10 protein-coding genes and 1 pseudogene are annotated in these 11,848 nt (G+C 47.6%); 1 reads left to right on the forward strand and 10 read right to left on the reverse strand.

Features of this window, described 5'->3' with window-relative positions:
• From BK127_RS29930 to BK127_RS29950, 5 genes and pseudogenes are all read right to left on the reverse strand, one after another.
• Nucleotides 1-473, reverse strand: a pseudogene (locus BK127_RS29930) (hypothetical protein); the annotation flags it as partial.
• 202 nt (nt 474-675) lie between these two features.
• Nucleotides 676-1,680, reverse strand: a complete 1,005-nt coding sequence (locus BK127_RS29935; protein ID WP_076235783.1) for a hypothetical protein — start codon at nt 1,678-1,680, stop codon at nt 676-678.
• A 147-nt stretch (nt 1,681-1,827) separates the two neighbouring features.
• The gene (locus BK127_RS29940) at nt 1,828-2,367 is read right to left on the reverse strand and encodes a hypothetical protein (RefSeq protein WP_076235784.1); all 540 of its coding nucleotides are present in this window, start codon (nt 2,365-2,367) and stop codon (nt 1,828-1,830) included.
• Nucleotides 2,368-2,458: 91 nt separating this feature from the next.
• Nucleotides 2,459-3,007, reverse strand: coding sequence for a DNA-deoxyinosine glycosylase (locus tag BK127_RS29945; RefSeq protein ID WP_076235785.1), 549 nt, complete (start codon nt 3,005-3,007; stop codon nt 2,459-2,461).
• On the reverse strand, nt 2,932-3,960 hold the full coding sequence (locus BK127_RS29950; protein ID WP_076235786.1) for a DMT family transporter: 1,029 nt from the start codon (nt 3,958-3,960) through the stop codon (nt 2,932-2,934). The genes BK127_RS29945 and BK127_RS29950 overlap by 76 nt, the downstream gene beginning before the upstream one ends.
• Nucleotides 3,961-4,170: 210 nt before the next feature.
• Here BK127_RS29950 and BK127_RS29955 point away from each other — a divergent pair, with 210 nt between their 5' ends.
• Nucleotides 4,171-4,374 (forward strand): hypothetical protein, encoded by a 204-nt coding sequence (locus BK127_RS29955; protein ID WP_076235787.1) that lies wholly within the window; start codon nt 4,171-4,173, stop codon nt 4,372-4,374.
• Nucleotides 4,375-4,498: 124 nt separating this feature from the next.
• On the opposite strand, the gene BK127_RS29960 is transcribed toward BK127_RS29955, so the two are convergent.
• From BK127_RS29960 to BK127_RS29980, 5 genes are all read right to left on the reverse strand, one after another.
• The gene (locus BK127_RS29960; protein ID WP_076235853.1) at nt 4,499-5,317 is read right to left on the reverse strand and encodes an SDR family oxidoreductase; all 819 of its coding nucleotides are present in this window, start codon (nt 5,315-5,317) and stop codon (nt 4,499-4,501) included.
• A gap of 21 nt (nt 5,318-5,338) precedes the next feature.
• Entirely contained in the window at nt 5,339-6,523 is a 1,185-nt protein-coding gene (locus BK127_RS29965) for a glucose-1-phosphate adenylyltransferase (RefSeq protein ID WP_076235788.1), read from the reverse strand.
• Nucleotides 6,524-6,609: 86 nt separating this feature from the next.
• The gene (locus BK127_RS29970) at nt 6,610-7,680 is read right to left on the reverse strand and encodes an AI-2E family transporter (RefSeq protein WP_076235789.1); all 1,071 of its coding nucleotides are present in this window, start codon (nt 7,678-7,680) and stop codon (nt 6,610-6,612) included.
• 53 nt (nt 7,681-7,733) lie between these two features.
• Nucleotides 7,734-9,482 carry an alpha-glycosidase gene (locus BK127_RS29975; RefSeq protein WP_076235790.1) on the reverse strand — a complete coding sequence of 583 codons (1,749 nt, stop codon included), beginning with the start codon at nt 9,480-9,482 and terminating at the stop codon, nt 7,734-7,736.
• Nucleotides 9,483-9,700: 218 nt separating this feature from the next.
• Nucleotides 9,701-11,683, reverse strand: coding sequence for a methyl-accepting chemotaxis protein (locus BK127_RS29980; protein ID WP_083689707.1), 1,983 nt, complete (start codon nt 11,681-11,683; stop codon nt 9,701-9,703).
• Between the last annotated feature and the right edge of the window lie 165 nt (nt 11,684-11,848).

Here is an 11,848-nt window from a genome sequence, read left to right on the forward strand (position 1 = left end):
GCCTGGCGCTCCTGCTCGAATTGTGCCTTCAAGGCTTCTACCGTAATCCCTTTTTCAGCGGCTAGCTTTTCCAGATCCTGACCGCCACCAAAGCCACCAGGGAATCCGCCTTTGCCTCCGTCCTTATTACCACCTCTGGTTCCACGTTCCTGCTCCAGCAGTGCTTTCAGTTCATCGACAGTGATGCCTTTTTCAGCCGCTTGCTTTTCCAGCTTCGCCTGACGCTCCTGCTCCAATTGCACCTTCAAAGCATCAACCGTGATCCCTTTCTCTGCAGCCTGCTTTTCCAAGCTTGCACCACCTCGGAACCCGCCTTTACTGACATCATCTTTGTTCACTGTATAGGGCTTGGCTACTCCCAGATTCGGATTCGTATTCGTTGTAGTAAGGTCAGCGGCAAATGCCGATCCCATTGCGCTCAATGCCAGCATAGCCCCAAGTGTTGTTGCAACCAATTTTTTGTTAAGTTTCATCGTATATTCCTCCATAAGTTTGTATTTGTTGTTTACAAGATCATCTTACCGCGCCTACCTGAATTCACCCTGAGTGAAAACTGTGAGTATCCTGAAATTGCATAAAATGAATACATTCGCTTTGTCTCATATGAAAAGCCTCCAATCGCACATCGCAGAAACTGCGCAGGATTGAAGGCCTTGTATGATCGCTTATTGTTATCTAATCTCGTTCAAAGTGCTTACCATTATCTTTTCCTTTATTAAAATCCTTACCTTTCGCTTTATCTTTATTCTTTTCGTTGTCCTTGTCGTCCTCTTTATCCTGGTTCGAAAGGATTGGTTTCGACTTGTCAGCAGCAGAAGAGCTTTGCTTCCATTTCACATCCAGCTTCCAATCCACCTTGTCATCCTTCACCTGAAACTGCTCGGCAATTCTTTTCTTCAAAAGCGCTTCAAAAGCTGGTTGCTGCTGTGGCAGTCCTTTGACTAGCTGTTGTATAAACGACTCCGCCGAAGTACCCGTCAAATGTATGCCTGAAAGATCCTTGCCCTGAATAATAACATCGTTTGCTTTTGCCGAGGGATCTCCACCCTGACGTTTAACTCGGAGAATCAAATCGCGACTTTTCCATTCGATCGATAGTTTGTCCAGATAAGCTTCATTGTCCTTCGACGTTACCGCGGCGGCATTAGCTGCCCCTGGCGTCGCTGCCACACCCGACGGTGTCGGACTCCCGCTTGCTGCACCTGCCGCTGGAGATGTTGCCCCACTACTCGAATCCGGCTTGACAGCTGCGTTCGGGAGCACAGTGGATTCAGTACCAGGCGAAGGCGCTACACCCGCATTCCCATCTGCCCCCGTCCCAGCACCAACTGTTCCTGCAGATGACTGCGAGGCTGCAAATTGAGGTGAGGTTGCTTTGATATATGCCACCTGCTCCTTTGCATTCAATATGATTTCTAGCCCATCTCCAGCTTGAAGCTGCTCTGCTGCTGACTTTTCCATATTCCGATATACCCAGACCGTGGATGACAACGGATATACCGTTTCATTTCCCCCTGCGGTGACTACCAGCTTTTTGCCCCCAGGCTCCAGCCGAACAAAGCTGCCCTTCGTTTCTTGTGAAACCTCTGCCGATACCTCTTGTCCGCCCCAAGCCGTGAATCCATAAATGATCAGTGTTATGCCTAAGCAGGCAGCTATGACCCATGCTAGTTTTCTCATCGTTATCCTCCTTAGGAGTGTCGCATCATTTTACGACGTAAGCTTCATCTTGTATCCCCTGTTAAGGGGTACTATAAGATTCGCATCGCGATGAGAAATTAAGGGCCAAAACTTAGACAAAACGCTCGGTTGTTCAACAGCTGATCCCTAATCTACAGCTTCCCAGCGGTGAGCAAAAGCTTGCAGCTTGGGGTGCAGGGACTCCGTTGAAGCGAGCTTGAAATCGATGCAGAGCCGCAGCTTTTTAATCCAGAATTCGAAGCTATCAAAGCTCGCTGCCGTATTCGCCGTATCCACCGTCATATACACAAAGTAAGGACCTGCATACTTCTCCTCCAAAAATCGGAAGGCCGTGTCCATCGGGGTGTATTTTTTGCGACGCCCCTCCCAGCGATCAATCGCCGTATCAACGGGCAGCTCCATGTTATCCAGCAGTTCCTCCAACTCATCCGTTCTACGGTAAAAGGGTGCAGCTCCCGGCTCGCCCATACGTCGCAAGGTTTCTTCATGCAGCGGATAGAACACCAGCTTTTTCATTTCTATTCGTGACGCCAAGCTTACAATTCGCACAAGCTGTTGAGCACCACAATCCGCAAAGCTATCGTATACCCACATGGTCCCTCGTGGACCTTGCCGCTCCTTCTCTGGCTCATACCCAAATGGCACGATACTTGGCTGTTTGACCATCATGACTCCTCCTCAGCGTGTTCCCTTCAAGGAACGATTGATTCATAAGCATTCGTCCAAGAAAATAACCCCGTGTAATGAAGCTTATACCTTAAGCATCCCCCAATTTACGCCAATCCACCAGCTTATCCTGTAAAGACATGGCTCTGGCCGGACTTGATGAGGGTAATGTATCGTACGTTATATTGGTGCCGCGCCCTATATTCGTGTCGTTCTCTCGCTTCAACAGCTTTGGAAGCACCTGCTTGCGATACAGCTGCTCAGCCGCCTTGCCATTAAAGAACACCCGCTCTATGGTTGGGTATTCGTTCAGCAGCAGGATAAAATCATTAGCCTCCGGCTTCCGTATATCCGCATCAAGACTGCCTTCCCGCTCACAGCCCGCCAGAACATCCCACAGGCCTACACCCTGCTCCAGCGCAAAATCCAACCGATCCCTGTATGCAGTTTCTGGCGGTCTTCCTTCACCCCAAATGGCATAGAGCAGCGGCCAAAAATGATTGCGAGGATGCCCATAATACTCCTGCTTGTTCAAGGAGACTTCACCTGGCATTGAGCCCAAAATCAGTGTGCGACTCGATGCATCGATGATTGGCGGCAATCCCTGCAGTCGATACTCCGAATGACCTGCAGTTTCCATGTTATGACCTCCTTACTTTGATCGCTATGAGCTGTGCAGCTCCGACAGGCGCCTATTGCACCTGGCTCACTTAAGCTTCCAATTCTTTGATCCGAGCCCGCTTCAATCGGCCAATTAAGCAGCAGAATTCCTCCAATAAACATCCCGGCTCCGCTCAAAATATACAACGTGATCCGATCGTGGAAAAATAAATAGGACCATGCAATCGTAAATAGTATACTGCTGTTGCTGACAAGGATGGCGACGGTGAAGCTCACCCGTTTCATCGCCTGTGCAAACCAGTTAAAGCTTAAGCCTGTGATTAAGCCTAAACCGATCAATGCCATGATCCCCCAACCGTTAACCGGTCCCGTCATATGTGCTTGAAAAGGCAGCGGTAACGCCATGAGCACAGAACACCAGAAAAAGACGGAAAAATTCATTTTTCCTGCATCCATGGACTGGATCAGCATCTTTTGACTGAGCACATGCAGCGCGCTTCCGACGGCTGATAGCATATACAATACCGTAACCAGCCCATTACTTGTCAGCACCTCGCCAATCGGCAAGCCATTCCAGCTAATCGTCACTACCCCGGCTACACACAAGCCCGCAGCCATCCAACCGCGCCCTGACACATATTCCTTGAACACAAAGGCCGATATGATCAGCAACAGCACTGTTTGCAGTGGACCAACCAATATATTACCGTAAGAGGAACCGATCGATAACGCCATATTTTCAAAAAAATAATTGCAGCATTTGCCGATCACACCAATCCAAATCCATTTCATTCCGATATCCAAGCTAAGCCTGCGATGTCTCAGCAGCAGCCATATCCCCAAAAAGACAATCCCGATCCCGAAGCGGGCAAACGTAATCGTTGTGCTGTCTACCATCGCAGCTGCTGTTTTTACCAAAATCCCTACAAAACTCCATGACAGTGTAGCCAATATAAGCAGAAAATACCCCATGATGACATCCGATCCTTTAATATTTAACTACAAGCCCCATCCCATGAGGCCTATATATTGTAGCATAGCTGTATGCGAGGATAAACGGGCTTGTCATCTTTGGTTTTCAAAAAAATTTCAAAAAATTCAAAAATAGAGTGATCCAAATCCCGACTTTATACGAATACCAATCAAAGCCAACATGAGCAGCGCGACCAACGGGGGGTTTAGATGAATAAATATTACATTGTATATCGCAAAAAAATTTTGGCTGGGCCTTTGAGCAAGGACGATGCCATCACCAAGCTATTTGAAATGAGCGCAACCTTTAAAGGGCTGAGGGTCCGTTCCTTCTTTGGAAAAAGCCAGCCATTGTCGCAAACAGAGGACTCGATGGTAGATGTCACAGACGAGCTTCTAAACCGTATGGAATAAACTACGACCATCGAAGACAAGGATATAGAAACAAAAAACAATCCCCCTGATGACCTGGCAGCGCACTTGGTGTGCCGTTTGCCTGATCATCAGGGGGATTTCTGTTTATTCGACTCGCCGCCGCTTATCCATGGATCAGTGATTCTGCTCCATCAATATAAATCTCGGTACCAGTAATATGTGAGGAGTCGTGGGAAGCCAGGAACAACGCCAGCTGCGCTACTTGCTCGGCTGACCCCGATTTATGGGCTAGCGGCTGGTCGCCTTCGGGATATTGCACAGGAATTTGGACTTCCTTTAATTCCGGCTTTTTAAATGTATTATCGTCAATCGAAGTCTCAATTGCACCTGGGCAAATGGCGTTGACACGGATTTTATAACGTGCCAGCTCCAAGGCAGCCATTTTCATAAAAGCTACCTGCCCCGCCTTACTGGAGGCATAAGCACTGAATCCAATATTCGAAAAAACGCGATTGCCATTAATCGAACTGTTGATCAGAATACTACCGCCGCTTTCTTTCAAATAAGGAATCGCATATTTGACAGTCAGAAATGTACCTCTGAGGTTGATATCGATTGTTTGCTGCCAATCCTCGACCTCCATATGCTCAATCGAAGTCATCGCACCGTTAATCCCGGCATTAGCAAACACAATATCCAAACGACCGTACGTATGCAAAGCCTCTTTATAGGACTCCTCAACATTGTTGGCCTGGGACACATCCGTATGTATAACGGCAGCTTCACCGCCTGCCGCTATGATCTCATCACGGACTTTATTGGCGTTGTCCAGCGTGCGATCGAACAGGCATATTTTGGCACCATGACGCGCCATCAATAAGGCACTGCCCTTACCGATCCCGGATCCGCCTCCCGTTATTACAGCTACCTTGCCCTGCAGCCTCTGCTGTATGCTTTGCTCTAGTGCGTCGTTCGCATTCATCATGCACAAATCCCTCCACTATTAGGTTTGTTGAATGTTAAGGGCCGTTGAAGGGGCGAACGCACTCCCTTCGATAACGGCATGCGGTGCAATGACTTCGATTTTACCTATACTGCCTTCGATTCGAGTCCCATCCTTGATAATGGCTCCTTCTCCAATAATAGCATAAGCTACATGGACATCACGGCCTATTTTCACATTAGGCATAAGCACGCTATTCGCTACCACACTGCCTTCAGCTACCTGAACGCCATAGAATACGACTGTGCGCTGTACGTCGCCAAGCACCGCATTGTTCCAATGGGAAAGCGAGGAATCGTGCTCGTCTGTCCGTGAGATGGGAGAACGTCCGCTTCCCATATATTGGTCGCGGCTGTAGGTCTGCCATGCATGAGGATCAGGCTCGAGATGTGGCTCCATATCCTGCTCCAATAAATCCATGTGGGCTTCCCACAAACTATCTACCGTACCCACGTCACGCCAGTAGCCTTCAAATGGATATGCATACAATTTGCCATCGAGACGCAGCATACGCGGAATAATATCCTTGCCAAAATCATGGCTCGACTTCGGATTTTCCGAATCCTCAATAAGCATCTTTCGCAAATACGACCATTTGAATATATAAATCCCCATCGAAGCGAGAGTGCTCTGAGGCTTGGTCGGCTTCTCAACAAAGTTCACGATACGCATGCTCTCATCAACCCCGACGATACCAAAACGATGCGCCTCAGCGAGCGGTACCTCCATGACCGACACCGTAGCATCGGCCCCGCTAGCGGTATGAACGTCTCTTAGCTTGCGATAATCCATCGAATAAATATGGTCACCGGATAAGATCAACACATCATCCGGGTTGTGATCGTCGATAAAGCTCAGGTTTTTGTAAATAGCATCGGCTGTTCCCAGATAACCGCACGGGTCCTCGGGAGAAGCCGCCAGCAAAGAAACACCATCCGCATCGGAGCCGTACAAGCCCCAAGGTTCGCCACCACCTATATGCGTATGCAGCGATTCGGACGCATATTGCGTTAGAACCCCTACAGTATGAATGCCGGAATTCGCACAGTTGCTTAAAGGGAAATCGATAATGCGATATTCACCCCCGAAGGGAACGGCAGGCTTAGCCAAATTATTCGTCAAAGGAGAAAGTCTGCGCCCTTCACCTCCTGCAAGAAGCATGGCAATGCAATCTTTTTTAGACATCAATAATCCCTCCCTGTCATAGGTTGTATCTTCTATTAAACGCTCCAGCGCCTAATTGAAACCGCCGACAGCCTTAAACCGACTTGTTATTCATAGCGAAAAACGAATAGACGATTGATCCTCAGCAAGACAATTTTCACCACCATGTAAACGGGAATTGCTAGTAGCATACCCAGAATACCTGCCAAATTTTCACCAACCAGCAGTAATAATACAATCGTCAGCGGATGCACATCCATCCGTTTCCCAAATACATGTGGAGCCAGCAGTGTATCGTCCAGCTGTTGGGCGACAATAATGAGCAGAGCTACCCACATCATCATCGGGTACGATTGCGTAAAGGCCACGATCAATGCCGGTACCGCACCAATAATGGGGCCAATGAACGGAATCAGGTTGGTGACGGCAACGATGATTGCGAGGAGCAGCGGATACGGCAGTCCTATGACCAGAAAGCCAACGTAAATCAAAGCACCAAGACAGACGCTGATAATGATACGACCAATAATATAACCGCTCAGCACACCGTCGATTTCCTCCAGCGTTTCTCGAGCTACATGTGTATACCCCTTGGGCAGCATCCCTACCACGTTCTCCATCGCTTTGTGTCCACCAATCAACAAATAATACAAAATGATTGGGATCGTCGTAATCAGCAGTAAAATGCTGGTCATAAAGCTGATCATATTGCTTAAATAGTTAGTTGCATACGTAATCGCATTGTTGACATATTCAGCAATTTTGGTAGAGAGATCCCCATGATCTTTCGTGAAATAAGCGGCAAGCAGCCGATTTTGCTGCAGCTTTTCAATCTGCACCTTGGTGCTCTCGACCAATTCAGGTACATTCGTAATAAAATTTTGGATTTGGGCTTGCAGCATCGGGCCGAACGCTACGACAAACAGCACAGTCAGGCTCGTAATGACAAAATAAATCAACAAGGTGCCTACAGCGCGTTTAATACCTTTTTTCTCCAAAAAGTTAACGAGCGGTCGGATCATATAATATAAAAATCCCGAGATCAAAATCGGCACAAACAAAGTTTGGAACATCATCAGCAGCGGACTAAACAAATAACCGACCCGATCCATCAAATTAAAGATGATTAAAACCAGAATAATACCGATACACAACCGAAAAAATTTATTTTGCAGCATGATAACCACTCCCGTGCAGTTGTTAAAAAAAGTAATCGATCCTACTGTCAACGTTACTGCAGGGAGCGATATAAAATCCGGTAGCCGAATTCCTCAAGCTGAATAAACATCCGCCCATCCTTCGTCCGCACAGGCTCGCCCGTCAGCGCATCAACCCAATCGTTCGTTTCCATCGGGTGACTCAATATCGTCTTGTCTCCTGTATTGTTCATCCATACCGTAAAATGCACCCGATGGTTTAACCGTTCATAAATAATGCGACGATCACCATGCTCCGCTCTCAGAAACCGAAAGCTTCCCGATACGAGCACCTCATGCTTACGGCGCAGCGCAATCAGCAGCTTATAAAAATCGAACAACTCGCGATCCTGCTTGTCCTCATCCCATTCCATACATTTGCGGCAATCCGGATCCTCTCCACCAGTTAGTCCAATCTCATCTCCATAGAAAATGCACGGCGTTCCCATAAACGTAAGTAAAAATACGACGCACAGCTTTAATCTCCGCTTATTGTTACCTACACGGTTCATCACCCGAGGGGTATCGTGGCTGCACAATAAATTGAAAATCACTTCGTTTGTCTGCTGCGGATAACGAATCAACAGTCCGCTGATGCTGGTTGCGAAGTCAAAACCATCCATTCGGGAATCAGAGAAAAATTCCAGCAGCTTATTGGAGAATGGATAATTCATCACTGAATCAAATTGGTCTCCGAGCAGCCATTTCAGAGAATCGTTCCACACTTCGCCAACAATGTAGGCGTTCGGATTAGCGGCTTTCACGACATCACGAAACTCCCGCCAAAAGTAATGGTCGATTTCATTCGCTACATCCAGACGCCATCCGTCGATACCGACCTCCTTGACCCAATATTCAGCGACCTCCAGCAAATACTTTTTTACAGCAGGATTGGACGTATTCAGCTTAGGCATATGTCCATAAAAGCCGAACGTATCATAGCTCGGAATGCCGTCGTTTGTAGCAAGCGGATAGCTGTTTATGTGAAACCAGCCTGCATATTGCGATTTCCTTCCTTTTTTCAATACGTCCTGAAAAGGAGGAAACTGTTCACTGCAGTGATTGAACACGGCGTCCAGCATGACCTTGATGCCTTTAAGGTGACAGGCTTGAACCAGCTCATGGAGCAGCGCATTGGTTCCAAAATGGGGGTCTACCTTTTTGTAATCTACAATATCGTATTTATGATTAGAGGGCGCTTCAAATACAGGCGTCAAATACAGTGCTGTAATGCCCAGATCCTGCAAATAATCGAGATGGTCAATGATTCCTTGAAGATCACCGCCAAATGAGATATCATAAGTCGGTTTACCACCCCATCGTTCGGTATGGGCCGGATTAATCGATGGGTCTCCGTTCGCAAATCGCTCCGGAAAGATCTGATAGAATACAGCTCTCTTCGCCCATTCCGGAACGGTATGTAGGTCGATTTCATGGATATAGGGGATATCATAATAACCTCCGGTGGGCATGGGCCTATAGCTCAATACACCATTTTCCGTCAGCCACACCGTCTCAGACCCCGCCCGGATGCGAAAACAATAGGAAACGCGCTTGTTATAAGGCTTGATACTGGCCTCCCAATAATCAAACATTTTGTCTGCCCCCGTTTTCTTAAGGGGATATTCCCGATAAAACCGGTCCCAGTTATACTTGTCACCCGTCTCCGCGGTCACTTCCTCCACATCATCCCGTTTCGTTCGAACCCGAACATGGATTGTATCCTTGTCATATGCGTAGGCCCAGTTATTTTGGGCAATGTGGTAAAAGCCTTCGAGTAGCATCTAACCATCTCCCCGTCTTCCCATTAGCTTGTATCTATGCTATTACCTTCTCCTTAACCATTTCGGAATTCGCTTAAACAAGCGGCTTTTTCCAACTTGATTAGCCATGAAAAAAAGAGGATATAACGATGTTTGACATCATTACGTCCTCTTTGTTGGAACAAACTATCACTTCATTATACGCTTCTACCCAATGCTTACTGCTATAATACCCCAACCTACACCTTGAATCGATCCGCCGTTCCTTTCAGCTGACCAGCAGCCTCCATAAGTGTTACGGACCGATCGCTTGTTTCTTCAGAGTCCTTCAGCTGATGCAAGGACGCATCCGCAAGATGCTGCGCCTGATCTGCTGCTGATCCTGCAATACGCGCTATTTCTTCGATCCCAGCCGTAACTTCCTCTGTCCCCGCCGACATCTGCTCGGCCGCCGCTGATACTTCCTCCATCTGTGTGGATACCAGGTTCACCGAATTCAGCATACGCGATAACACCTGCTGCAGCTGCCTAACTTCGTTAACACCGTCCTCCACATCCGTTCCACCCCGCTGCATAGCTTGTACGGCTGCAGTCATCGAGGCCTGAATATCCGTGATACGTTCGTTAATTTGCTGCGCCGAGGCTTCCGATTGATCCGCCAGCTTTCTAACCTCACTGGCTACAACCGCAAATCCCTTGCCTTGCTCGCCTGCTCTCGCCGCTTCGATAGCCGCATTCAGCGCCAGCAAGCCGGTCTGTGAAGCGATCCCTGAGATGACCTGCGCCATGCCGCCCACCGCCTGCATGTCCTGCTCAAGCTTTTCAATTGAAAAACCAACCTCCTGCGCGGATTGGCTCAAAGTCATCATCTGGTTAACGGCCTGCCCGGCTGCGCGACTGCCCTGCTCCGCTTCTCGTACCAATTCCTGCGTCGCTTCCGTCACATCGGCCGAAGCCTCGGCAATACGCTGGATTCCGGTAGCCATCTCTTCCATCGCTCGAGCGCTGTCTTCTGCACTGGTCGCTTGATGCCCGGCACCCATTGTGAGCTCCTGGACCGTCTGAGACATTAGCTGTGCGTTCGTGTTCGAACGTTCGGCACTGCTCGTCAAATCACTGGAGATCGTGCCGACTTGGTTAGACATCCTTCCTATCGTTCTCATCATCATCTGTAAATGAAAAATAAAGCGGTTAATTTCCTCAGCCAGCCTGTCCATTTCATCTTTACCACGAACCGGAATGCGGTAGGTCAAATCTGCTTCCTGAGAGTTCAGATTAATCGCAGCCTGCAGCATAAACTTTAACTTCCGAGATACGATGGCTCCCGATAATATGAATAATATGATCAATACACCTATGTATAATGCTGCCAGCTCGAGCCCTGATTTTAAACGCTGCTTGTTAATAAACGCGTCAGAGCCTTCTTTGGATAAATCAACGCGAACCGCTCCCCAGTGCTTGCCATCAATGGTTAACGGATAAGCCAGATCCCATCGTTCAAAAACCTTCTGCTCGACGACCTGCGAATATTTTTGCAGCAGCGGTTTGGTTGTATCTTGATAGGAAGCCGCCGAGTAACCGACAATATCGTTGAATACGCGATTGCCCCGATATTTTTGACTTGCGAGTCCTGTAGCTCCCCATGCATCCTTAGAATCCTCACCTGTAAGACTCAGCTTGGTATTATGTGTCGCCACATAACCATTAAAGTCGGGATTCGCTGAATACGCAATCGGCACCACAAAAACCACATTTTCATCGACCAAAAAGCCATCGATAACCCGCTTCCAGTGATCATCCGTATATTCATCGTATGCACTTGTATACTTAAGCTCATATTGAGCGAGCGGAATCATCCGTCCATCAAAAAGCTTTTGCTTCACGTCTCCGTAGGCGGGATCTTTGGAGCGCTTCTCGGCTTCCTTTTGGCTTTCCGGTACGACCTGCAGCTTGTCATTGAACAAATTCTTCTTCAATTCCTCGCCAGTGAGCTTCTTTCCGCTTTTCAAAATCGTCCCGTCCCTGATATCATCCTCAGCAATACTTTGCAATGTTTTGGAGAGAGAAATGACCATGGCGCTCCCTTTTTCAAAAAGCTGTGCTTCTGCATCGACACGAATCTTGTTCCACTCGTAAGCATAAATAGCCCCGATCAATATTAGCAGAATCACACCTGTAAATAACATAAATCGTGCAGTTAATGAATGAGTCCACTTGAGCACAGTAACACCTCCGCAATGAGCTATAATATTAATATTATACAATGATATAAGCTAAAAGACCTAATACAAGGAATAACTATGTGTTTTTTAGATGAACATTCGACAAAATATATTTTTTTGTGAACATAGTCTAACTTCAAACATTGCAAAAAGAGACTCCTTACA

Source organism: Paenibacillus sp. FSL H7-0331 (assembly GCF_001956045.1).

Coding starts and splice junctions, on each gene's coding strand:
- BK127_RS29945 (WP_076235785.1), bottom strand. CDS start 3,007: ATGGAAACTGCAGGTCATTCGGAGTATCGACTGCAGGGATTGCCGCCA.
- BK127_RS29935 (WP_076235783.1), bottom strand. CDS start 1,680: ATGAGAAAACTAGCATGGGTCATAGCTGCCTGCTTAGGCATAACACTG.
- BK127_RS29940 (WP_076235784.1), bottom strand. CDS start 2,367: ATGGTCAAACAGCCAAGTATCGTGCCATTTGGGTATGAGCCAGAGAAG.
- BK127_RS29965 (WP_076235788.1), bottom strand. CDS start 6,523: ATGTCTAAAAAAGATTGCATTGCCATGCTTCTTGCAGGAGGTGAAGGG.
- BK127_RS29970 (WP_076235789.1), bottom strand. CDS start 7,680: ATGCTGCAAAATAAATTTTTTCGGTTGTGTATCGGTATTATTCTGGTT.
- BK127_RS29975 (WP_076235790.1), bottom strand. CDS start 9,482: ATGCTACTCGAAGGCTTTTACCACATTGCCCAAAATAACTGGGCCTAC.
- BK127_RS29960 (WP_076235853.1), bottom strand. CDS start 5,317: ATGAATGCGAACGACGCACTAGAGCAAAGCATACAGCAGAGGCTGCAG.
- BK127_RS29950 (WP_076235786.1), bottom strand. CDS start 3,960: ATGGGGTATTTTCTGCTTATATTGGCTACACTGTCATGGAGTTTTGTA.
- BK127_RS29955 (WP_076235787.1), top strand. CDS start 4,171: ATGAATAAATATTACATTGTATATCGCAAAAAAATTTTGGCTGGGCCT.